The sequence below is a fragment of the Peribacillus sp. NJ4 genome (assembly GCF_030348345.1).
Lineage (GTDB): Bacteria > Bacillota > Bacilli > Bacillales > DSM-1321 > Peribacillus.
In genome coordinates, this window is sequence record NZ_JAUCFQ010000006.1 from 183,927 (window position 1) to 207,040 (window position 23,114).

General features: G+C 43.0%; 20 protein-coding genes, 12 tRNA genes and 3 rRNA genes. 33 read left to right on the forward strand and 2 right to left on the reverse strand.

From position 1 onward, the window contains the following. Window positions 1-227: 227 nt before the first annotated feature. The 3 genes from cshA (at window position 228) to QUF94_RS26980 (ending at window position 3,880) form a co-directional block, all read left to right on the forward strand. Window positions 228-1,727, forward strand: coding sequence for a degradosome RNA helicase CshA (gene cshA / locus QUF94_RS26970; protein ID WP_289318750.1), 1,500 nt, complete (start codon window positions 228-230; stop codon window positions 1,725-1,727). Window positions 1,728-1,941: 214 nt separating this feature from the next. After that, the gene (locus QUF94_RS26975) at window positions 1,942-2,415 is read left to right on the forward strand and encodes a PH domain-containing protein (RefSeq protein ID WP_289318751.1); all 474 of its coding nucleotides are present in this window, start codon (window positions 1,942-1,944) and stop codon (window positions 2,413-2,415) included. Beyond that, window positions 2,408-3,880 carry a PH domain-containing protein gene (locus QUF94_RS26980; RefSeq protein ID WP_289318752.1) on the forward strand — a complete coding sequence of 491 codons (1,473 nt, stop codon included), beginning with the start codon at window positions 2,408-2,410 and terminating at the stop codon, window positions 3,878-3,880. Before QUF94_RS26975 ends, QUF94_RS26980 begins: the two co-directional genes overlap by 8 nt. A 23-nt stretch (window positions 3,881-3,903) precedes the next feature. On the opposite strand, the gene QUF94_RS26985 is transcribed toward QUF94_RS26980, so the two are convergent. Further along, on the reverse strand, window positions 3,904-4,494 hold the full coding sequence (locus QUF94_RS26985) for a rhomboid family intramembrane serine protease (protein WP_289318753.1): 591 nt from the start codon (window positions 4,492-4,494) through the stop codon (window positions 3,904-3,906). A gap of 107 nt (window positions 4,495-4,601) precedes the next feature. Here QUF94_RS26985 and acpS point away from each other — a divergent pair, with 107 nt between their 5' ends. The 14 genes from acpS (at window position 4,602) to QUF94_RS27055 (ending at window position 15,968) form a co-directional block, all read left to right on the forward strand. Then, entirely contained in the window at window positions 4,602-4,958 is a 357-nt protein-coding gene (gene acpS / locus QUF94_RS26990; protein ID WP_289318754.1) for a holo-ACP synthase, read from the forward strand. A gap of 237 nt (window positions 4,959-5,195) precedes the next feature. Next, window positions 5,196-6,200, forward strand: coding sequence for a LolA family protein (locus QUF94_RS26995; protein WP_289318755.1), 1,005 nt, complete (start codon window positions 5,196-5,198; stop codon window positions 6,198-6,200). A gap of 243 nt (window positions 6,201-6,443) precedes the next feature. Continuing rightward, a complete protein-coding gene (alr, locus tag QUF94_RS27000) occupies window positions 6,444-7,607 on the forward strand; it encodes an alanine racemase (RefSeq protein ID WP_289318830.1) in 1,164 nt (387 codons plus the stop codon). A 160-nt stretch (window positions 7,608-7,767) separates the two neighbouring features. Further along, on the forward strand, window positions 7,768-8,049 hold the full coding sequence (locus QUF94_RS27005; RefSeq protein ID WP_034306380.1) for a CopG family ribbon-helix-helix protein: 282 nt from the start codon (window positions 7,768-7,770) through the stop codon (window positions 8,047-8,049). A 7-nt stretch (window positions 8,050-8,056) separates the two neighbouring features. Then, on the forward strand, window positions 8,057-8,407 hold the full coding sequence (locus QUF94_RS27010) for a type II toxin-antitoxin system PemK/MazF family toxin (protein ID WP_034306610.1): 351 nt from the start codon (window positions 8,057-8,059) through the stop codon (window positions 8,405-8,407). A gap of 438 nt (window positions 8,408-8,845) precedes the next feature. Beyond that, window positions 8,846-9,673 carry an RsbT co-antagonist protein RsbRA gene (locus QUF94_RS27015; protein ID WP_289318756.1) on the forward strand — a complete coding sequence of 276 codons (828 nt, stop codon included), beginning with the start codon at window positions 8,846-8,848 and terminating at the stop codon, window positions 9,671-9,673. 2 nt (window positions 9,674-9,675) lie between these two features. Beyond that, window positions 9,676-10,032, forward strand: coding sequence for an STAS domain-containing protein (locus QUF94_RS27020; protein ID WP_048682053.1), 357 nt, complete (start codon window positions 9,676-9,678; stop codon window positions 10,030-10,032). 3 nt (window positions 10,033-10,035) lie between these two features. Continuing rightward, on the forward strand, window positions 10,036-10,437 hold the full coding sequence (locus QUF94_RS27025; protein WP_289318757.1) for an anti-sigma regulatory factor: 402 nt from the start codon (window positions 10,036-10,038) through the stop codon (window positions 10,435-10,437). Between the two features lie 9 nt (window positions 10,438-10,446). Further along, window positions 10,447-11,457, forward strand: a complete 1,011-nt coding sequence (locus QUF94_RS27030) for a PP2C family protein-serine/threonine phosphatase (protein WP_289318758.1) — start codon at window positions 10,447-10,449, stop codon at window positions 11,455-11,457. 59 nt (window positions 11,458-11,516) lie between these two features. Then, complete coding sequence (locus tag QUF94_RS27035; protein WP_289318759.1) at window positions 11,517-11,849, forward strand: anti-sigma factor antagonist; 333 nt, start codon at window positions 11,517-11,519, stop codon at window positions 11,847-11,849. Beyond that, window positions 11,846-12,319 carry an anti-sigma B factor RsbW gene (rsbW, locus tag QUF94_RS27040; protein ID WP_289318760.1) on the forward strand — a complete coding sequence of 158 codons (474 nt, stop codon included), beginning with the start codon at window positions 11,846-11,848 and terminating at the stop codon, window positions 12,317-12,319. Before QUF94_RS27035 ends, rsbW begins: the two co-directional genes overlap by 4 nt. Beyond that, complete coding sequence (sigB, locus tag QUF94_RS27045) at window positions 12,297-13,085, forward strand: RNA polymerase sigma factor SigB (protein ID WP_289318761.1); 789 nt, start codon at window positions 12,297-12,299, stop codon at window positions 13,083-13,085. Before rsbW ends, sigB begins: the two co-directional genes overlap by 23 nt. Then, complete coding sequence (locus QUF94_RS27050) at window positions 13,082-13,693, forward strand: PP2C family serine/threonine-protein phosphatase (RefSeq protein ID WP_289318762.1); 612 nt, start codon at window positions 13,082-13,084, stop codon at window positions 13,691-13,693. The genes sigB and QUF94_RS27050 overlap by 4 nt, the downstream gene beginning before the upstream one ends. Window positions 13,694-13,784: 91 nt before the next feature. Continuing rightward, window positions 13,785-15,968 carry a Tex family protein gene (locus QUF94_RS27055; protein WP_289318763.1) on the forward strand — a complete coding sequence of 728 codons (2,184 nt, stop codon included), beginning with the start codon at window positions 13,785-13,787 and terminating at the stop codon, window positions 15,966-15,968. Between the two features lie 79 nt (window positions 15,969-16,047). On the opposite strand, the gene cmpA is transcribed toward QUF94_RS27055, so the two are convergent. After that, a complete protein-coding gene (cmpA, locus tag QUF94_RS27060) occupies window positions 16,048-16,167 on the reverse strand; it encodes a cortex morphogenetic protein CmpA (protein ID WP_089364909.1) in 120 nt (39 codons plus the stop codon). Window positions 16,168-16,250: 83 nt separating this feature from the next. On the opposite strand from cmpA, the gene QUF94_RS27065 reads away from it, so the two are divergent. From QUF94_RS27065 to QUF94_RS27140, 16 genes are all read left to right on the forward strand, one after another. After that, the gene (locus tag QUF94_RS27065; RefSeq protein WP_289318764.1) at window positions 16,251-16,730 is read left to right on the forward strand and encodes a SprT family protein; all 480 of its coding nucleotides are present in this window, start codon (window positions 16,251-16,253) and stop codon (window positions 16,728-16,730) included. A gap of 132 nt (window positions 16,731-16,862) precedes the next feature. Further along, window positions 16,863-16,937 (forward strand) — tRNA-Asn (locus QUF94_RS27070). A gap of 7 nt (window positions 16,938-16,944) precedes the next feature. Continuing rightward, window positions 16,945-17,035: transfer RNA gene (locus tag QUF94_RS27075), tRNA-Ser, on the forward strand. 17 nt (window positions 17,036-17,052) lie between these two features. Continuing rightward, a tRNA-Glu gene (locus tag QUF94_RS27080) sits at window positions 17,053-17,124 on the forward strand. A 15-nt stretch (window positions 17,125-17,139) separates the two neighbouring features. Next, window positions 17,140-17,215, forward strand: a tRNA-Asp gene (locus QUF94_RS27085). Window positions 17,216-17,294: 79 nt separating this feature from the next. Then, window positions 17,295-17,369, forward strand: a tRNA-Gln gene (locus tag QUF94_RS27090). A gap of 10 nt (window positions 17,370-17,379) precedes the next feature. Next, window positions 17,380-17,455, forward strand: a tRNA-Lys gene (locus QUF94_RS27095). A gap of 9 nt (window positions 17,456-17,464) precedes the next feature. Further along, window positions 17,465-17,546, forward strand: a tRNA-Leu gene (locus QUF94_RS27100). 59 nt (window positions 17,547-17,605) lie between these two features. Next, window positions 17,606-17,691, forward strand: a tRNA-Leu gene (locus QUF94_RS27105). 18 nt (window positions 17,692-17,709) lie between these two features. Next, window positions 17,710-17,786: transfer RNA gene (locus tag QUF94_RS27110), tRNA-Arg, on the forward strand. Between the two features lie 7 nt (window positions 17,787-17,793). Then, window positions 17,794-17,870 (forward strand) — tRNA-Pro (locus QUF94_RS27115). Window positions 17,871-17,900: 30 nt separating this feature from the next. Next, a tRNA-Gly gene (locus QUF94_RS27120) sits at window positions 17,901-17,974 on the forward strand. A 102-nt stretch (window positions 17,975-18,076) separates the two neighbouring features. Continuing rightward, window positions 18,077-19,627, forward strand: a 16S ribosomal RNA gene (locus tag QUF94_RS27125). A gap of 175 nt (window positions 19,628-19,802) precedes the next feature. Beyond that, window positions 19,803-22,735, forward strand: a 23S ribosomal RNA gene (locus tag QUF94_RS27130). Between the two features lie 117 nt (window positions 22,736-22,852). Next, window positions 22,853-22,968, forward strand: a 5S ribosomal RNA gene (gene rrf, locus QUF94_RS27135). The 16S, 23S and 5S rRNA genes sit together here with 12 tRNA genes alongside, the layout of an rRNA operon. Before the next feature lie 66 nt (window positions 22,969-23,034). Beyond that, window positions 23,035-23,108 (forward strand) — tRNA-Met (locus QUF94_RS27140). Window positions 23,109-23,114: the final 6 nt, after the last annotated feature.

A 23,114-nucleotide genomic window follows, 5' to 3' on the forward strand; every position in this document is an offset into this window, starting at 1 on the left:
GTTAAAAATGCCAGTGAATGTTCGTGCTGGTATATTTCCTTTTTAAAAAATCATATTGAGTTCATTTGAACTAAAAGGCAGACATACTTTTAGGTGATAATGATAAACTTTTTCATAAGAGATAAAGTAGAACATCCGTCATGATGATGAGGATTTGAACAAAAACATCTGTGCATGATTCATGAATGCACGTGTAAATTTACGAAATAAAAAGGAGTACGAAAACATTGACATTGTTTAGCGAATTAGGATTAGATAGAACGTCTATGAAATCAATAGAAAAAATGGGTTTTGAAGAAGCGAGCCCGATTCAATCCCAAACGATACCACTAGCACTTGAAGGTAAAGATATCATTGGTCAAGCGCAAACAGGAACAGGTAAAACGGCAGCATTCGGTATCCCATTGATGGAAAACATCGATATTAATAACGAAAACGTGCAAGGGATTGTTATTGCACCTACACGTGAGCTTGCCATTCAAGTTTCTGAAGAACTTTTCAAACTTGGTTACGGAAAACGCGCTCGTGTATTAGCGGTTTATGGTGGACAAGATATTGACCGTCAAATCCGTGCTTTAAAGAAAAAACCACATATTATCGTTGGTACACCTGGTCGTCTTTTAGATCATATCAAACGTAAAAATATTAAATTAGGCGGAGTTCACACTGTAGTTCTTGATGAAGCAGATGAAATGCTTAACATGGGATTCATTGAGGATATCGAATTGATCCTTTCAACGGTTCCTGACGAAAGGCAAACATTGCTTTTCTCAGCTACAATGCCTGATCCAATCCGTAAAATTGCTGAAAGATTCATGCGTGAACCCGTTCTTGTGCGTGTAAAAGCGAAAGAAATGACTGTGGATCGCATCGAACAATATTACTTGGAGTTAAAAGAAAGTGAAAAGTTCGATACACTGGCACGTCTTTTCGATATTCAAACACCGGATCTTGCCATCGTCTTCGGACGTACGAAACGCCGTGTGGATGAATTGGCTTCTGCATTGAATATCCGCGGTTATATGGCTGAAGGCATTCATGGTGACCTTAGCCAGGCAAAACGTCTATCCGTTTTGAAAAAATTCAAAGAAGGAAGCATCGATGTACTTGTCGCTACTGATGTGGCTGCACGTGGACTTGATATTTCCGGCGTAACTCACGTATACAACTTTGATATCCCTCAAGATCCGGAAAGCTACGTTCACCGTATTGGACGTACAGGACGTGCGGGTAAACACGGTATTGCCATTACGTTTGTAACACCAAGGGAAAGAGGCCAACTGCATGCGGTTGAACATACAACGAAAAAACGTATGGAGAAACTTAAGACTCCAACGTTGACTGAAGCGTTGGAAGGTCAACAAAAAGCAGTAACGGAAAAAATCCTTAATACAATCGAGAATGATGATTTATCATTATACCTTGGTCAAGCGGAAGAATTACTACAAAAACATAGCGCGGCGGATTTAGTGGCAGCTATGCTTAAATCAATGACAAAAGAACCGGATCAAACGCCAATCAAGTTAACGGAAGAATCTCCATCTCCAATGCGTCGTAATCGCGGAGGAAGCAGTTCTTCTAGTAACAGACAGCGCAATGGCCGCAGTTCTTCAGGCAGAAAAGATTACGGTAGCGGGGCAAGTAAACGCCCAAGCACGAACCGTAAATCGAATGGTTACGGAAACCGTAGCACGAGCCAAAAAAGAGAAAAATCAAATAAGATTTAATTGAATTGGAAATGCCGCTCAATTGAGCGGCATTTTTTTATGTGCATCTCCATATTCCGTGGTATCCAAATGAGTTGCGGTTTTTGGATGAACTGTTCAAAGACTTGTTTGAAAAGTGGTTAAATCCCAGCATTTAATTATAGTATAATGGATGAAAGTGAAGGATGGATGATGAAGATTCATTCAAAAATACCTTGACGGAAGAGGAGAAACCATGGAACCCGAAAATCGCATATCGAATAGGGCCTTGACCGTATGGAAAATCAGTGGTCTTATAAGCTGTTCAATAACTTGGATTATATGCATCGCCGTACTCGTGCTTACAATCATTTTTGATTGGACATATTGGATATTTGGAGCATTGATCATAATTTCGATAATCCAATCCTATCTGTCCATTTTTCTCATTCCTTCGGTGAAATGGAAGAGATGGCGTTACGAAGTAAAGGATACGGAAATTGATATCCAAAGTGGTATTTTTGTCATTAAAAGAACACTCATACCGATGATTAGGGTTCAGCATGTTGAAACGAAGCAAGGACCATTATTAAGAAAATATGATTTAGCCTCCATTGAAATTTCCACTGCCGCGACCCTTCACGTCATACCTGCCCTGAACCTTGAAGAGGCAGATGAACTGCGGCACTATATTTCCAGAATGGCGAGTGTGGAGGAAGAAGATGTCTGAACCTAAAAGGCTTCACCCCATAGCTGTATTGCTTAACATTATTAAATCAATCAAGGAGTTAGTTATCCCTTTTTTATTAGTAATCGTTATTCCTGGGAAGAATGAAGGGATTCCTGGCTGGATTCAGCCGCTAGTCATTTCCGTTATTATACTTTTTCTGATAGTTATTGCATTCCTACAATGGTTTCGTTTTACATATCGCATAGAAGAGGGCGAATTCAGAATTGAATCCGGAGTATTCGTAAGGAAGAAACGGTATATAAAGTTTGATCGAATCCATAGCATTGATATATCAGAGGGTATCATCCAGAGGATATTCAGGCTAGTGAAGGTGAATATTGAAACTGCAGGCGGATCTCAGGCTGATGCTGTATTATCAGCCATAAGAAAAAGTGATGCCCAGCGAATCAATTCTTTTATAAGCGAGGAAAAAAACAAAAATACGAATAACCCTCTTGATGAGGATGAAGATGAAGTGGCTGGTTATGAAGATGCAGCAAAATCGGCTTCCGTTTTTAAACAGACACTGCCGCAATTATTCGTTATGGCTGCCACTTCGGGGGCGGTTGGTGTCTTTTTATCTGGAGGAATCGCTTTTATTTCACAGTTTGATGAAATGATTCCTTTTGAGCGGATATTTAAGGATTATGAAGATTTCATTGGAATGGGAACCATTATTCTGTCCGCGCTTGCCCTTGTGGCCTTGTTGGTGGTTTATGTACTGGCTACATTAAGTATGGTAATTAAATATGCTTCTTTTACTGTGATAAAAACGGATGATGAAATCGTTATTTCCAGAGGACTTCTCGAGAAAAGACAGCTGACAATCCCTATCCATAAAATACAAGGTATCCGGATCATGGAGAATTTCGTTCGAAAGCCATTGGGATTGGCGACGGTTTATCTTGAATATGCAGGAGGTAGCATGGAAGATAAAGAAAGTCTATCCATCATGTTATTCCCTTTGATCAAGAAGGGGCATTTACCTGAAAAAATCCTGGAGATTTTACCTGTTTATCAAACAACCACTGAGATGAAGCCACTCCCTAAGTATGCGCTTTCCCGGTATGTGTTTCGCAAGGTTCTATACATCATCCCGATAATCGGAGCTATGGTATGGTTTGTCAGACCTTGGGGTTTACTTTCCTTTTTGATTGTACCGTTGGCGATCTTTTGGGGTTACATGCAATATAGAGATGCAGGGTGGAGTATCGAAGGGAATTTGTTGCTATTGAGCAGCCGCTTTTTCTCAAAGCAAACATTGATCATGCAGAGAAGCAGAATTCAATCAATCACGTATAAAAAAAGTTGGTTTCAGAATCGAAAAGAATTAGCTACGATTTCAGCATCGATTAAATCTGGAGTTACTTCCAGGGTCGGTATGGTTGTGGATGTAGAAGAAAAGGATTGCCTAATAATTAAATCATGGTATTTGCCAAAAAAAGCAGTCGACTCCAATGATTGAAAGTAAAGAGTCGGCTGTTTGTCCTACCATTTTTTTCTCAAGTATAATGGAGCTGTTAAAACGCCGGTTGCAAGACCGGCCAAATGACCGACAACGTTAATCTGTGGTTGGATGAATGTCATGATAATGGCAATTCCGGTCAGTGTATATACTGTATTTCTTTCGTTATTTGTAAAATTTGTTTTATTAAACAGTACAAGGTAAAGGAAGAAACCGAGTAAACCAAAAATTGCACCGCTGGCACCTACGTGGTTATATGTCAGTGGTTTAATCAGGAAGGTTGCGATGTTAGCAAGGATACCGGTTGATAAAAAGAAGATTGAAAATTTTATGGATCCAAGGAATTTCTCCAGGAATGGACCAAAGATGGCAAGTGAGAACCCATTGAACAGTAAATGTGTAAACGTGCTATGTAGAAAGATGGGGGTGATCAAACGCCACCATTGTCCATCGGCGATGTATAAGTTTACACCTGTGCCGTAATAAAAGAGTACATTGCCGGGAAATATGGGGAAAAGGATGAGAACGAAAACAATCATCATAATGAGTATGAGCACAGTCACAGCTCGATATGAATTTGCGTATTCGCGGAAGCCTTCTGTTCTTGTAAACATAAATTCCTCCTTATTATTTTTATAATTAGATACAATATTATCATTTTCAGGTAAAAGAGTCCTCCTAATGATATGCAACTTATTACTTTAATAGAAGAGGTGTCAAGGTGATTAAAGGTATAGGCGTGGACATTACTGAGTTGGATAGAATGGAAACACTGATTAATCGGCAACCCCGTTTAAAGGAACGTATATTGACAGAAAAGGAAATCTCGATTTTCGAAAAGTTAAATGGAAGAAGGAAAGTCGAGTATTTTGCTGGACGTTTTGCAGCAAAGGAAGCTTTTTCCAAAGCGTATGGTACAGGGATCGGTAAGCACCTATCCTTTTTGGATATCGAAATCACATCGGATGAAAAAGGAAAGCCAGTGATTTCAAAGCCGTTTTCTGAAGGGGTCCATCTTTCGATTAGCCACAGCAGGGATTTTGCTGTGGCTCAGGTCGTAATTGAAAGGGTGAATTGAGTTTTGTCCAATCGGGTCATAAACCTTAAGGTTGTCTCATATACATTTAGTGCTATAGGGAGACAAGGCCCGGTAAAAGGTACATGGCAGAGTAGGTGCTCTCGAAAAGTTTTTAGCCCGGATCGAACTGGTCCGTGGCTGAAATACCGAGGAAACTAAGACATCAGTCGAGCCAATGTCCGGATCCTGCCTTTTCCTCTCCCTTTTACGTTCAAATGACAAAAAGGGGTTGAAAAGATGAAGAAGATGTTAATGCTTTTTGCAGGGATCATGCTCTTGCTTGCTCTTTCTGCTTGCGGCCAAAAATCACAGGGTGACGTAGTGAGTGAATTGAATGAGAAGCTTGGCGAAATGAAAGGATATAAAGCTAACGCGAAGATGACATTAAAGATGGGGACGGAACCTCAAGTGTATAATGTGGAGATTTGGCATAAGGACCCTTCTTTTTACCGCGTAAATCTTAAAAATGAAGAGAAGGATCAAAGCCAGATGATTTTAAAAAATGATGATGGTGTGTATGTTTTGACGCCTGCTTTGAATAAAAGCTTTAAATTTCAAAGTGAGTGGCCGGAGAACAGCAGTCAGGCTTATTTGTTCGAGTCGTTGGTGAAAGACATTACGGAAGATAAAAGTGCGACATTTAAAGAAACGGATAAACATTATGTCTTTGAAACGAAAACGCGCTACCAAAACAATAAAATGTTGCCATTTCAAGAGATTACTATAAACAAAAAGAATTTATCTCCAGTCAGTGTAAAAGTCATGGACCCCGATAAGACCGCATTAGTCCTTGTTGAATTTTCAAAAGTGAAATTCGATACGACTTTTGATAAAGATTCATTCGATATGAAGAAAAATATGACAAGTGCACAACTTGAAGCACCTGTTATGGCAGAAGTCCAAAATGAAGGGTTTGCGGTGAAATACCCAGAAAATATCGGTGATATGAACTTAACGGAAGAAAAAGAAATTGCAACGGAAAAGGGAGAACGTGTCGTTTTGACCTATGAGGGTACAAAAAGTTTTACATTGGTTCAGGAAAAAGCTGAGGTAGTCCAAACTTCCGTTTCGACGAATGTAAATGGAGAGCCGGTTGATTTGGGTTATACAGTCGGCGCCATGACAGGAAATACGATTGCATGGACTTTTGAAGGTGTGGATTATATGCTTGCATCAAAGGACTTGGAACAGGAAGAGATGATAGAAGTCGCCCGTTCCGTTGGGGGAGATCCAGTCAAATAGGATTACATAACAAGCTGATTTTTCCCGTCTCCTCATGAAGGCTTCTTCTGGGAAGGATAGGCGGGGAAGCAGCTTGTTGACATTTTAGATCCTTCCATTTGGTATGGGTTGGCAAGCTGGAAAATTAGATTCAAGGTGAAAAAGCACTTTATCTTTCTATCAGTTGGTTATAGAATGGTCCTATAATGAAACGAAAACTTCGCTACTGGGAAGAATCTTACTGTGAGTGCAGGAAAGAAGGAAATGGGCTTGGAAACGAAAATATTTCATCGAGATACGTGGGCAGAAGTAAATTTGGATAATATTTTTGAAAATATCTCTTCATTGAAAAAAAGACTGGGAAATGGCGTTAGTCTTTTCGCTGTCGTTAAAGCGAATGCTTATGGCCACGGGGACTATGAAGTGGCTAAAACGGCACTTGAAGCGGGGGCTGATTTTTTAAGTGTCGCTTTTTTGGATGAGGCACTTGCTTTACGGAAAAAGGGAATATTGGCTCCAATTCTTGTACTTGGGGCATCGAGGCCTGAAAGTGCAGCGCTTGCTGCCGAGTATGGGATTTCCGTGACGGTTTTCGATGTAGCGTGGTTAGAGAAGGCAAAGGATTTATTGAAACCGGGACAAGTTCTGCAAGTTCATGTGAAAGTGGATAGCGGCATGGGGAGAATTGGCATTCGTGATGAAGGTCAACTCCTGAAAGTGGAAAGTTTGCTTAAGCAGGAGGCGTGTTTCAACTTCCAAGGGATATTCACACATTTCGCGACGGCAGATGAATTGAAGACCGACTTTTATGAAAAGCAGCTTGCTTCATTTAAAGGGATGCTTTCCGCATTGGTTAGAAAGCCAGAATATATTCATGCAGCCAATAGTGCAGCTTCTTTAAGGTTCACCGATCCGGAATGGAATGCAATAAGAATGGGGATTTCCATGTATGGTTTGAGCCCTTCCATGGAAATGCAGCCGATATTGCCATTTCCCTTAAGACAGGCTATATCTTTAAGAACGAAGATGGTCGCGGTTAAACAGCTTGCTAAGGGTGAAAGCGTTAGTTATGGGGCAACTTATACGGCTGAAGGTGATGAATGGATTGGGACTTTGCCAATCGGTTATGCTGACGGCTGGATCCGTAAACTGCAAGGTCAGGAAGTTCTTGTGGATGGAAGCAGAGTGCCGATTGTCGGCAGGATTTGCATGGATCAATGCATGATCAAGCTACCTGGACCATTCCCTGTAGGAACAGAGGTCACACTCATCGGGAATGATGGTGATGAATCGATTACTGTTGATGAGATAGCGGCAAAGCTGGAAACGATCAATTATGAGGTAACATGTATGATAGGTGCAAGAGTGCCCCGCATATATATAAAAGATAATCAGTTGAAACATGTACGTAACTTCATCTTGGAATGACAGGATTGTAAATAAATCCTAAGATTGTGAATAAGATTTCCTTTATTATGCTGATAATAGGATTGAGAATAGAATATACTCTTTGCAGATAGGCATTTTAATGGTAATATTGAAAAGGATATATAATAAAGGTGTGTAGTGATGGTGGAGGTGTATGTTTGTGTCTGAATCCAGCGCAACAAGAGAGATATTAATTCGATTACCTCAAAATTTTTTAACAGAGTTAGATGGGTATGCGAGTGAAGAAAATGTAAATCGCAGTGAATTTATTTATCGTGCCACAAAAATGTATCTTCGCGAACGTAAAAAGAAAGAGTTTCGTGAATCGATGAAACGCGGTTATATTGAAATGGCGGCCATTAATTTAACGATTGCTTCTGAAGCCTTCCAGGCTGAATTCGAGGCTGGTCATTGCGTTGAACGATTAGTTAGCGGAGGCTGAGCCATTGATTGTTGTTAAGCGTGGTGACGTATACTTCGCAGACCTTTCCCCGGTAGTCGGTTCAGAGCAGGGTGGAACCCGTCCGGTACTAATTTTACAAAACGATATTGGTAATCGCTTTAGTCCGACTGTGATCGTGGCAGCCATTACAGCTCAAATTCAAAAAGCGAAATTGCCTACGCATGTTGAGATTAATGCAAAAAAGTACGGATTCGAGCGGGATTCCGTCATTTTATTAGAACAGATCCGGACAATTGATAAGCAGCGATTAACTGATAAAATTACGCATCTTGACGAACCAATGATGCAAAAGGTCAATGAAGCTTTGCAAATTAGTTTAGGCCTCATTGAGTTTTAGAGAAAAATTTTCCCGTTAAACCGGGCGTTATTATAATACAAATCATTCTTGATGTTTTTAGATGGCACGATTCCTGCAACGGTGGGAATCGTGTTTTTTTTGTCGAAATAACATGCCCGAAATTAAGTAATACAGAGGATGACTCTTCTTGCATATTATTATGAATGTACTTAATCTTACAGCAGGATATATAAAAAATTTGACGAATAAAATCAGTATATAATTAGAAATTGGATAGAATCCTCCTAACTTTTCTTTGAAATGATGTTTTCCTTACCTGAATTTTGGGTATGTAGTTATGTTGTAAATACTTAAATAAAAGCAAAAGTGTAAGGGAAAACCCAATGGAAAACTAGATGGGAAAAACATTACAGTTAGTTAACATCCTTGTGACGAGGACAGGGGAACATAGCAATTGTGTTAGAATGGGAGGATATTATGAATCAATTGGTTTACGATTTTATTAAGCAAAATCAAGATTACATCCTGACTGAGTGGATGGGCATCATGAAGGAAAGTACAGACGAAAGATTAATTAAAGTCGTCTCCGATCGAATGTTCACGCAAACGAGCAGTGAATTTATAGATATGATCATCACGAATGTTGATAGTAAAAACAAGGAATTCACATTGAAGCTTTCAGATTTTGCCGAGAAAGTCGTCCAATTGGGATGGCCTCTCACTTTCGTCAATGAAGGTCTTCATAAATTCACGTTAATTGTCATTAATGGTATGGTGGCCAAGGGTCTGGTGACCCCTGATAATCAAGTCAATCTTGTTAACCATTTGGATAAATGGGCAACTCCAATAAATAATGAAATAGTCAATATTTATACCCAAACTTGGGAAAGAACTGTTACTATGCAAAAAATAGCCTTGCAAGAACTTTCGGCTCCGCTCATTCCTGTATTGGAAGGCATTACGGTTATGCCACTGATTGGTACAATTGATACAGAACGTGCCAAACAGATAATGGAGAACCTGTTGACTGGCGTTGTTAAGCATAGATCTGAAGTTGTCCTTATCGATATAACGGGTGTGCCTGTCGTGGATACCATGGTTGCTCATCATATCATTCAGGCAGCGGAAGCAGTCCGATTAGTGGGTGCAAAATGTATACTCTGCGGCATTCGCCCTGAAATAGCTCAAACCATCGTTAACCTAGGCATTAATTTAAATGAAGTGATTACAAAAAATACATTGAAAAAAGGGATAGAAGTTGCGTTGGAATTAACGAGCCGTAAGATCGTAAAGGTGGAGGGATAAGTATGAGGATTCCGATATTAAAGCTTTATGACTGCTTGTTAGTCTCTATACAGTGGGAGTTGGATGATGTGACTGCCCTTCAATTTCAAGAGGATTTATTGCATAAGATTCATGAAACAAGCGCGAATGGCGTAGTTATAGATATTACCTCAATAGATTTTATAGATTCCTTTATCGCAAAGGTATTAGGCGATGTCTTTAGCATGTCTAAGCTTATGGGGGCCAAGGTTGTAATTACGGGGATCCAGCCTGCTGTTGCAATAACATTAATTGAACTGGGAATTAGTCTCGATGATGTTCTGACAGCATTAGATCTAGAGAAAGGCCTGGAGAAATTACAACAGGAATTGGGGGATTAAAGAATGGAGTTCCAATCCTGCGTAAAAATCATAAATGAATGGGACATCGTAGCTGCAAGGCAGCTCGGAAGAAATGTCGCTAAAGAGTTGGGGTTCGGCACTGTAGACCAGGCGAGAATCACAACGGCTATAAGCGAATTGGCCCGAAATATATACCTATATGCTGGACAAGGCAGTGTTAGCATAGAGAAGCCAAATAAAAATGGGAAGTCAGGATTGAAAATCATTGCAGAGGACAAAGGGCCGGGAATTGAGGATATCCGGAGAGTCATGGAAGATGGATATACCACCTCAGGGGGACTGGGGGCAGGCCTTCCGGGAGTCAAACGTTTAATGGATGACTTCGATATTGAATCGATACCAGGTGAAGGGACTAAGATTGTCGCTACGAAATGGCTCCGTTAGGGGGGGACTATGGATATTAGGGAGAACATGGAGAAAAAGTATCATGAGGCGCTTTCTACTTATCTTAAAGACCAAAATGAGCAAGCACTCTACCAAGGGCAAAAGATTAGCCGCCTACATATTAAATACAATATATCTCCTGAAGAAATAATCAGTATGCATAAAAATAACTTAATGGAACTTTACCCGGAATTACCGGGAAAAGTATTGGATTCTTTCGATTTTCTGCTGGAAGTCATGATGGGCTATGGCATAGCATACCGTGAACATCAAAGCCTTAGACATCAACAGCAGGAACTGAAAACGGAAATTGAGATTGCGGCAAACGTTCAACATACTCTTTTGGAAACGGAAATTCCTGATATCAAAGCTCTTGAAATTGGGGCGATCAGTGTTCCGGCCAGACAGATGAATGGAGATTATTATCATTTTGTCCAAGATGAAAATGAGCGAATCGGGGTAGGGATAGCTGATGTCATAGGAAAAGGCATTCCGGCTGCATTGTGCATGTCGATGATTAAATATGCGATGGATAGTCTTCCGGAGCATCGACATGAACCGAAAAGCGTGCTTGAGAGTTTGAACCGTGTTGTGGAGCATAATGTGGATCCAAGCATGTTCATAACCATGTTCTATGGTTTATATGATCCGCATGACAGGCAATTTTCCTATGCTTCAGCTGGACATGAACCTGGATTTTACTATGATGCCGCTACAGGTACATTTAGCGATTTGGATGCAAAAGGTTTGTTGCTTGGAGTTGATAAAAAAACAAGGTATCGCCAATATGAAAAAACGGTGAATGGCGGAGACATGATCATTTTATTATCTGATGGAGTAACGGAGTGCCGGACGAATGATGGGTTCATAGAAAGGGAAACGCTTATTGGTTTCATTAAAAAGAATATGCACTTACAAGCCCAGGAAATGGTGAATAATATATATAAGCAATTGGAGAAAATGCAGAACTTCCAACTGCGGGATGATTTCACATTAATAATTTTAAAATCAAATGTTTAGTATTATTTCCGCGGGGTATAGATATAAGAATGATGAGCATTTAAAGAGGTGGGTCAAGGATGAATATAACTGTAGATGTTAATGAATTAAATACTGAATTTATTGTAAAACTAAAAGGTGAAATCGATGCCTATACTGCACCAAAACTAAGGGAATCACTATTTCCGATTTCAGAGCAGGACAATGTTTCGATTACTATTGATTTAACCGAAGTTTCCTATATGGATAGTACGGGACTTGGGGTATTTGTCGGTGCTTTTAAAAGCGTAAGGGCAAATAATGGCGAATTCACTTTAGTTGGGTTATCAGAAAGGTTACGACGTTTATTTGATATTACTGGTCTTGCAGATATCATTGATATAAAAAGTGGTACAGAGGGTGGGTTAGAATGAGTCAAGTATATGATTACATCGAAATGAAAATACCTGCAAAACCGGAATTCATCGGTGTCATTCGTTTAACGCTTTCTGGAATAGGTAGCCGGATGGGGTTTGCGTATGATGAAATTGAGGATTTGAAAATAGCTACCAGTGAGGCTTGTACAAATGCAGTACAGCATGCATATAAGGATTCCGAAAAAGGTGAAGTGAAAGTGAGTTTCGGGCTTTATCCTGACCGTTTGGAGGTCATGGTTTCTGATAGCGGTAAGAGCTGTAATTTCGAAGAGGTTCGCCAAGGGCTCGGTCCATACGAAAATGGACAAAAAGTTGAACTCTTGAGAGAAGGAGGCTTGGGTCTTTACCTCATTGAAACTCTGATGGATGATGTGAAAATTCATCAGCATGACGGGGTTACAGTATTTATGACTAAGTTTATAGAAGGAGAGCAGGTGGAGATGGATGCAAAAACAGTCTCAACCTAATCAGGCACAAAGAGAACAGGTAAATGAATGGATTAGAGCTTATCAGCAAGACCAAGATGATGAAGCACAGAGCAATCTAGTCATCCATTATAAAAGTTTGGTTGAAACAATCTCCCGTAAGTACGCGAAAGGAAAATCGTTTCAGGAGGATATCTCCCAGGTCGGCATGATTGGTTTATTAGGTGCCATCCGACGATATGATGAATCCTTTGGTAAGAGCTTTGAGGCATTTGCCGTCCCTACTATAATTGGGGAAATCAAAAGGTTCTTGCGTGACAAAACATGGAGTGTCCATGTGCCAAGAAGAATAAAGGAACTTGGTCCAAAAATCAGGGTGACTGTCGAGGAATTAACAACGACACTTCATCGTTCACCAAGAATAGATGAAATAGCCGATTGTATAGGAGTGACTGAAGAAGAAGTTTTAGAAGCGATGGAAATGGGAAAAAGCTATCAAGCTTTATCTGTTGATCATTCTATTGAGGCGGACTCTGATGGAGGTACTGTCACATTACTTGATATATTCGGTAATGTCGATGAAGGTTTTGAAAAGGTCAATCAGCGCCTCGTGCTCGAAAAGGTGCTGCATGTGTTAAGTGACCGTGAAAAGATGATCATTCAACATACTTATTTAGAAAATTTAAGTCAAAAAGAAGCTGGCGATAAACTTGGAATTTCTCAAATGCATGTGTCGAGACTCCAGCGACGCGCGATCAAGAAACTTCAAGAAGCGATTAATGCTGAAAACTCGGAGTTAATTCAGTGATTAAAGATATTCTGAGGGGAGAAAGAATTGAAGTCGTTGTCTCTCAATCCTCTAAAAACGGGATGGTTTATTGTGGTGATGATTACTTCTTTCTTCATACGAAAGAATACTTTGTGTGTGTACTGGCTGATGGGCTAGGTAGCGGGAAAAACGCTTACGAATCTTCCCATGCCGTCATCGAGGAAGTAAAACGTAATCATGAGTTGGATGTAGAATCACTAATGGCAGTGTGTAATCAAGTTTTAATCGATAAGCGGGGGGCCGCCGTTTCCATTTTGAAGATATTTTATGACAAGAATGAATTTGTATACAGTTCAGTGGGTAACATCCGCTTTTTCCTGTATAATCCAAGCGACGACAAACTAGTTTACCCTTTACCTGTTACAGGGTATTTATCCGGCAGGAAACAAAAATACCGGACGCAAAGCTACAAATTTGAACCAAATGCAAAATTCATTCTTCATTCCGATGGTTTAGAACTTAAGGGAGCTAAATCTTTTTTAAAAAGGCTGGTCCCTATCGATAAGAACGCCAAATGCATTTTAGAAAGCAGTCCAACAACTGCAGATGATACAACTTTCATTTTAGGAAGCTTACTTTCGTCGTAATTCGAAGTGAGCTTTTTTGTGTTGAATTCGCAACTTCATCTCTCATTTGCTAGACTATATATATAAGATCAAAAGGTTGGGGGTAAACATAATGATCGTTGTAGAAGATACATTAAAAGAATTGATTAAACAAATATCCAATGAGCTAACTTTGAAAAATCATCAAGTTCAAAACGTCATACAGATGCTGCAAGAGGGGAATACTGTTCCCTTTATTGCCCGATATAGAAAAGAAATGACAGGTTCACTTGATGAAGTGCAGATTCGATCCATCATGGAAAGGTGGAACTACCTGGAAAACTTAGGCCAGAGGAAAGCGGAAGTTACGCGTTCGATTGGTGAACAGGGGAAATTGACGGAAGAATTAACAAGACAAATCGAGAAGGCAACAAAACTGCAGGAAGTCGAGGATTTATACAGGCCATTCAAACAAAAAAGGAGAACGAAAGCGACAGTTGCTAAAGAAAAGGGTCTTGAACCACTGGCTACTTGGCTTCTTGAATGTCAAATCCATGCTCGAGTTAGCGAAAAAGCCGCAGAATTCATATCGGCAGAAAAAGAAGTTCCTTCTATTGAAGAGGCAATTGCAGGAGCACAGGATATCATAGCAGAACATATTTCCGATGATGCAGAATTAAGGAAGTGGATAAGGGCTGAAATTTTCAAAGCTGGAAAAATAATTTCGACTGTGAAAAACGAAGAGAAGGACGAGAAAAGAATCTTCGAGATGTACTATGAATATGAGGAGCCGGTTCAAAGGATCGTACCCCATCGGGTTTTGGCACTTAATAGAGGTGAAAAGGAAGAGGTTTTACGAATATCCATTCAGCCTCGTACGGAAATCATCATTGGTCATCTGGAACGGAAAATCATTAAAAATAACAAATCTGAAGCCCAGGTTGTTCTTAAATCGGCAATTGAAGATGGACTTAAGCGTTTGATCATGCCTTCTGTAGAACGGGAAATCAGAAAAGAGCTGACGGAAAAAGCTGAGGATCAAGCTATCCATATTTTCTCTGAAAACCTCCGGAACCTGCTCTTGCAGCCCCCGCTTAAAGGGAAAGTGGTCCTAGCCTTAGATCCGGCATATCGGACTGGCTGTAAGTTGGCTGTCATTGATGAAACCGGAAAGGTACTCGATATCAATGTAATCTATCCGCATCCTCCTGTTGCGAAGCTTAATGCTGCCCGTGAAAAAACGATCGAAATACTTCAGCGGTTCTCGGTTGAGATCGTGGCAATCGGCAATGGTACCGCATCACGTGAATCAGAGCAATTCATCGCAGATATTCTAAAAGAAGTGAACGGGAATATTTCATATATTATTGTTAATGAAGCGGGAGCCAGTGTGTATTCAGCCTCGGATATTGCCCGTGAAGAGTTTCCGGATCTTCAAGTGGAGCAGAGAAGCGCCGTATCAATTGGCAGAAGGCTTCAAGATCCCCTTGCCGAACTTGTTAAAATCGATCCTCAATCCGTGGGGGTAGGACAGTATCAACATGACGTGTCCCAGAAAAAGTTAACGGAATCCCTCACCTTTGTAGTAGAAACAGCTGTTAACCAGGTGGGCGTGAACGTCAATACCGCTTCATCGTCACTATTACAATATGTAGCTGGTTTATCAAAATCGGTTGCTCAAAATATTGTGAAGAAAAGGGAAGTGGAAGGGAAGTTTTCAAGCAGGAAGGAATTAAAGAAGATTCCCCGCCTTGGTGCCAAAACATATGAACAATGCATAGGGTTCCTGCGTATCATTAATGGAGATGAGCCTTTGGATCAAACTGCGATACATCCTGAGAACTACAGTGCCGTGAATAAATTGTTGAAGAAAATGGGATTCACATCTGTGGATTTAGGCAGTGATGCACTTAATGAAGAGTTAAGTAAACTAAAACCGGCCGAGTTAGTCAATGAATTGGAAATTGGGGAAATTACGATTCAAGATATCATTGATGATTTGATGAAACCGGGAAGAGATCCTCGGGATGAATTATCAAAACCACTGCTTAAGCAAGATGTACTGAAAATGGAGGATCTACAAACTGGGATGGAATTACAAGGCACAGTGAGGAATGTTGTGGATTTCGGTGCGTTTGTGGACATTGGTGTCAAACAGGATGGACTGGTGCATATTTCCAAACTAAGCAACCGCTTTGTAAAACACCCATTGGATATAGTTGCCGTTGGGGATGTTGTGACGGTTTGGGTAGAGCTGGTCGACTCTCAAAAGCAAAGGGTATCTTTAACTATGCTCGAGCCGAAGAATCAAATCTAGCCTATGGAAAGCTCCTTCTATATTAGAAGGGGTTTTTTTAGCGAAGCGAATGTATGTCATATTTCGAACACAGTTGAATCTATAACCGGAGACTTTCTTTTTTTTGATAAAAAAACCAACATTGATTCAACATCTTCACTTGATAATAATCCTTTTCATAAAAGGCTTTACGTATTTGATTCTGGAACCAATTAGGCATAGCTTTTCCTCCCTTAGTTTCCTATTGTATTATTAGTCTATGTTATAATGGGTTGTCATGTTACCAAGGAAAGGGAGGGGGAAATGGATAATCTGCAATTGCAAAAACTAGTCGAAGAAATTTCGTTGAAAGACTTTAAAAAGACCTTTAACCACGTAGCCACTTTTAATCCGCGTCTCCGAACTACAGGAGGACGATACTTGCTGCGTTCACACAATATAGAAATCAATAAGAAGTATCTTGATGAACGCGGTGTGGAAGAAATGATTGGCATCATAAAACATGAATTGTGCCATTATCATCTGCACATCGAGAAGAAAGGGTATCAGCATCGTGATGCGGACTTTAAGCAATTACTCAAAAAAGTCGGGGCACCGAGATTTTGTGAGCCACTCCCATCAAACCAAGTAAAGAGAAAGATGAATACTATTCAATATAAATGTGAAGACTGTCAGCAGGTGTATATAAGAAAAAAACGAATCGACACTATCCGTTTCGTTTGTGGTAAATGTCGTGGAACGTTGATTTACCAAGGGTTCAAGGAAGAAAAAACAAAAATATAAAAAAACACAAAAGAACCCTTGACTTTAGGTTGCAACCTCTTTATAATCATAAGAGTCGACAAGATAACAACTTGTTCTTCACGACAAACACTAAGGTCCTTGAGCGTGAAAAAGGAACCCAATTTTCATTATTCCGCAGTAGCTCAGTGGTAGAGCATTCGGCTGTTAACCGAACGGTCGTAGGTTCGAGTCCTACCTGCGGAGCCATTTTTTTGGGGAAGTACTCAAGAGGCTGAAGAGGCGCCCCTGCTAAGGGTGTAGGTCGCGTAAGCGGCGCGAGGGTTCAAATCCCTCCTTCTCCGCCAGTTACACATATTATCAAGGCCCATTGGTCAAGCGGTTAAGACACCGCCCTTTCACGGCGGTAACACGGGTTCGAATCCCGTATGGGTCACTTTCTAATAATGCTGGTCCCGTGGTGTAGCGGTTAACATGCCTGCCTGTCACGCAGGAGATCGCGGGTTCGATTCCCGTCGGGACCGCCATATTTTTTTAAAAAATACTTGCTAAAATAATATTATCGTGATATAATATTAACCTGGCTGTTAATTAGTATTTGATTAATGGGCTATAGCCAAGCGGTAAGGCAACGGATTTTGATTCCGTCATGCGAAGGTTCGATCCCTTCTAGCCCAGCCATTTTCATTTGGAGCCATTAGCTCAGTTGGTAGAGCATCTGACTTTTAATCAGAGGGTCGAAGGTTCGAATCCTTCATGGCTCACCATTTATTTTCGCGGGTGTGGCGGAATTGGCAGACGCACCAGACTTAGGATCTGGCGCCGCAAGGCGTGGGGGTTCAAGTCCCTTCACCCGCACTGATAATTTTCTTCTTGACACCAAGTTGAAAAGGTGTTAAACTTACAAAGTCGCTTTCGCGGTCGTGGCGGAATGGCAGACGCGCTAGGTTGAGGGCCTAGTGGGGGAAACCCCGTGGAGGTTCGACTCCTCTCGGCCGCACCAATAACATCATAGAAATTAGCGCCCGTAGCTCAATTGGATAGAGCATCTGACTACGAATCAGAAGGTTGTAGGTTCGACTCCCGCCGGGCGCACCATATTTTACGGGAAGTAGCTCAGCTTGGTAGAGCACTTGGTTTGGGACCAAGGGGTCGCAGGTTCGAATCCTGTCTTCCCGACCATTCTTTCTGAAAATATCTTAAAAATTAAATGCGGGTGTAGTTTAGTGGTAAAACCTCAGCCTTCCAAGCTGATGATGAGAGTTCGATTCTCTTCACCCGCTCCATTATTATTATTGCTCTTTGAAAACTGAACAAAACAAAGCGCCAACGTTAAATTTTAAGTGAGCACACACTATCAAAAAAGCAAAATGAGCAAGTCAAACATTTCTTCGGAGAGTTTGATCCTGGCTCAGGACGAACGCTGGCGGCGTGCCTAATACATGCAAGTCGAGCGAATCGATGGGAGCTTGCTCCCTGAGATTAGCGGCGGACGGGTGAGTAACACGTGGGCAACCTGCCTATAAGACTGGGATAACTTCGGGAAACCGGAGCTAATACCGGATACGTTCTTTTCTCGCATGAGAGAAGATGGAAAGACGGTTTCGGCTGTCACTTATAGATGGGCCCGCGGCGCATTAGCTAGTTGGTGAGGTAATGGCTCACCAAGGCGACGATGCGTAGCCGACCTGAGAGGGTGATCGGCCACACTGGGACTGAGACACGGCCCAGACTCCTACGGGAGGCAGCAGTAGGGAATCTTCCGCAATGGACGAAAGTCTGACGGAGCAACGCCGCGTGAACGAAGAAGGCCTTCGGGTCGTAAAGTTCTGTTGTTAGGGAAGAACAAGTACCAGAGTAACTGCTGGTACCTTGACGGTACCTAACCAGAAAGCCACGGCTAACTACGTGCCAGCAGCCGCGGTAATACGTAGGTGGCAAGCGTTGTCCGGAATTATTGGGCGTAAAGCGCGCGCAGGTGGTTCCTTAAGTCTGATGTGAAAGCCCACGGCTCAACCGTGGAGGGTCATTGGAAACTGGGGAACTTGAGTGCAGAAGAGGAAAGTGGAATTCCAAGTGTAGCGGTGAAATGCGTAGAGATTTGGAGGAACACCAGTGGCGAAGGCGACTTTCTGGTCTGTAACTGACACTGAGGCGCGAAAGCGTGGGGAGCAAACAGGATTAGATACCCTGGTAGTCCACGCCGTAAACGATGAGTGCTAAGTGTTAGAGGGTTTCCGCCCTTTAGTGCTGCAGCTAACGCATTAAGCACTCCGCCTGGGGAGTACGGCCGCAAGGCTGAAACTCAAAGGAATTGACGGGGGCCCGCACAAGCGGTGGAGCATGTGGTTTAATTCGAAGCAACGCGAAGAACCTTACCAGGTCTTGACATCCTCTGACAACCCTAGAGATAGGGCTTTCCCCTTCGGGGGACAGAGTGACAGGTGGTGCATGGTTGTCGTCAGCTCGTGTCGTGAGATGTTGGGTTAAGTCCCGCAACGAGCGCAACCCTTGATCTTAGTTGCCAGCATTCAGTTGGGCACTCTAAGGTGACTGCCGGTGACAAACCGGAGGAAGGTGGGGATGACGTCAAATCATCATGCCCCTTATGACCTGGGCTACACACGTGCTACAATGGATGGTACAAAGGGCTGCAAACCTGCGAAGGTAAGCGAATCCCATAAAGCCATTCTCAGTTCGGATTGTAGGCTGCAACTCGCCTACATGAAGCCGGAATCGCTAGTAATCGCGGATCAGCATGCCGCGGTGAATACGTTCCCGGGCCTTGTACACACCGCCCGTCACACCACGAGAGTTTGTAACACCCGAAGTCGGTGAGGTAACCTTTATGGAGCCAGCCGCCTAAGGTGGGACAGATGATTGGGGTGAAGTCGTAACAAGGTAGCCGTATCGGAAGGTGCGGCTGGATCACCTCCTTTCTAAGGATAATTACGAGAGCGCTTTTGTTTTGTTCAGTTTTGAATGAGTAATTCATTCAGATAGGGAAGAAAAACATCACGATGTGATGGATTCTTTCTGCTTTGTTCCTTGAAAACTAGATAATAGATAGAAGGCAATTAATTTTTTTCAAAGCATCTGTAAGATCTTTTTAACGGTTAAGTTAGAAAGGGCGCACGGTGGATGCCTTGGCACTAGGAGCCGATGAAGGACGGGACTAACACCGATATGCTTCGGGGAGCTGTAAGTAAGCTTTGATCCGGAGATTTCCGAATGGGGAAACCCACTGTTCGTAATGGAACAGTATCTTTACCTGAATACATAGGGTACTGAAGGCAGACCCGGGGAACTGAAACATCTAAGTACCCGGAGGAAGAGAAAGCAAATGCGATTTCCTGAGTAGCGGCGAGCGAAACGGAATTAGCCCAAACCAAGAGGCTTGCCTCTTGGGGTTGTAGGACACTCAACATGGAGTTACAAAGGAACGGGGTAAATGAAGTGATCTGGAAAGGTCCGTCAAAGAAGGTAAAAACCCTGTAGTTGAAACTTCGTTCCCTCCTGAGTGGATCCTGAGTACGGCGGGACACGAGAAATCCCGTCGGAAGCAGGGAGGACCATCTCCCAAGGCTAAATACTCCCTAGTGACCGATAGTGAACCAGTACCGTGAGGGAAAGGTGAAAAGCACCCCGGAAGGGGAGTGAAATAGATCCTGAAACCGTGTGCCTACAAGTAGTCAAAGCCCGTTAATGGGTAATGGCGTGCCTTTTGTAGAATGAACCGGCGAGTTACGATTTCATGCGAGGTTAAGTTGATAAGACGGAGCCGCAGCGAAAGCGAGTCTGAATAGGGCGAATGAGTATGAGGTCGTAGACCCGAAACCAGGTGATCTACCCATGTCCAGGGTGAAGTTCAGGTAACACTGAATGGAGGCCCGAACCCACGCACGTTGAAAAGTGCGGGGATGAGGTGTGGGTAGCGGAGAAATTCCAATCGAACCTGGAGATAGCTGGTTCTCTCCGAAATAGCTTTAGGGCTAGCCTCAAGATGAGAGTATTGGAGGTAGAGCACTGATTGGACTAGGGGCCCCCAACGGGTTACCGAATTCAGTCAAACTCCGAATGCCAAATACTTATTCTTGGGAGTCAGACTGCGAGTGATAAGATCCGTAGTCGAAAGGGAAACAGCCCAGACCACCAGCTAAGGTCCCAAAGTATACGTTAAGTGGAAAAGGATGTGGAGTTGCTTAGACAACCAGGATGTTGGCTCAGAAGCAGCCACCATTTAAAGAGTGCGTAATAGCTCACTGGTCGAGTGACTCCGCGCCGAAAATGTACCGGGGCTAAACGTATCACCGAAGCTGTGGATTGACACCATTAGGTGTCGATGGTAGGAGAGCGTTCTAAGGGCGTTGAAGTCAGACCGGAAGGACTGGTGGAGCGCTTAGAAGTGAGAATGCCGGTATGAGTAGCGAAAGAAGGGTGAGAATCCCTTCCACCGAATGCCTAAGGTTTCCTGAGGAAGGCTCGTCCGCTCAGGGTTAGTCGGGACCTAAGCCGAGGCCGAAAGGCGTAGGCGATGGACAACAGGTTGATATTCCTGTACCACCTATACATCGTTTGAACGATGGGGGGACGCAGAAGGATAGGGTAAGCGCGCTGTTGGATATGCGCGTCCAAGCAGTTAGGCCGGAAACGAGGCAAATCCCGTTTCCATTAAGGCGGAGCTGTGATGGCGAGGGAAATATAGTACCGAAGTTCCTGATTCCACGCTGCCAAGAAAAGCCTCTAGTGAGATGTAAGGTGCCCGTACCGCAAACCGACACAGGTAGGCGAGGAGAGAATCCTAAGGTGTGCGAGAGAACTCTCGTTAAGGAACTCGGCAAAATGACCCCGTAACTTCGGGAGAAGGGGTGCTTTTTAGGGTGAATAGCCCGGAAAAGCCGCAGTGAATAGGCCCAGGCGACTGTTTAGCAAAAACACAGGTCTCTGCGAAGCCGCAAGGCGAAGTATAGGGGCTGACACCTGCCCGGTGCTGGAAGGTTAAGGGGAGAGGTTAGCGCAAGCGAAGCTTTGAACCGAAGCCCCAGTAAACGGCGGCCGTAACTATAACGGTCCTAAGGTAGCGAAATTCCTTGTCGGGTAAGTTCCGACCCGCACGAAAGGTGTAACGATCTGGGCACTGTCTCAACGAGAGACTCGGTGAAATTATAGTACCTGTGAAGATGCAGGTTACCCGCGACAGGACGGAAAGACCCCGTGGAGCTTTACTGCAGCCTGATATTGAATTTTGGTACAGCTTGTACAGGATAGGTAGGAGCCTGAGAAGCCGGAGCGCTAGCTTCGGTGGAGGCGTTGGTGGGATACTACCCTGGCTGTATTGAAATTCTAACCCGCGCCCCTTATCGGGGTGGGAGACAGTGTCAGGTGGGCAGTTTGACTGGGGCGGTCGCCTCCTAAAGAGTAACGGAGGCGCCCAAAGGTTCCCTCAGAATGGTTGGAAATCATTCGTAGAGTGTAAAGGCACAAGGGAGCTTGACTGCGAGACCTACAAGTCGAGCAGGGACGAAAGTCGGGCTTAGTGATCCGGTGGTTCCGCATGGAAGGGCCATCGCTCAACGGATAAAAGCTACCCCGGGGATAACAGGCTTATCTCCCCCAAGAGTCCACATCGACGGGGAGGTTTGGCACCTCGATGTCGGCTCATCGCATCCTGGGGCTGTAGTCGGTCCCAAGGGTTGGGCTGTTCGCCCATTAAAGCGGTACGCGAGCTGGGTTCAGAACGTCGTGAGACAGTTCGGTCCCTATCCGTCGCGGGCGCAGGAAATTTGAGAGGAGCTGTCCTTAGTACGAGAGGACCGGGATGGACGCACCGCTGGTGTACCAGTTGTCTTGCCAAAGGCATAGCTGGGTAGCTACGTGCGGACGGGATAAGTGCTGAAAGCATCTAAGCATGAAGCCCCCCTCAAGATGAGATTTCCCATGGCGCAAGCTAGTAAGATCCCTGAAAGATGATCAGGTTGATAGGTCAGAGGTGGAAGCGTGGCGACATGTGGAGCTGACTGATACTAATAGATCGAGGACTTAACCAACGCTTTAAAAAAATGAAATACCTTCCTATTACCTAGTTTTGAAGGAATGAAAATTTCTTCTTGCATTTTGATCTCATACATGATATGATAATAAATGTACTGAAAAAAGATTAAATGTTTGGTGGCGATAGCGAAGAGGTCACACCCGTTCCCATTCCGAACACGGCAGTTAAGCTCTTCAGCGCCAATGGTAGTTGGGGGTTTCCCCCTGTGAGAGTAGGACGCCGCCAAGCTATAATCTTCTTATCCTTTTTGAGAAAATGGGAATACTAAATTTATAAAAGTAGCATTTATACCGTCGCGGGGTGGAGCAGTCCGGTAGCTCGTCGGGCTCATAACCCGAAGGTCGCAGGTTCAAATCCTGTCCCCGCAATCATGA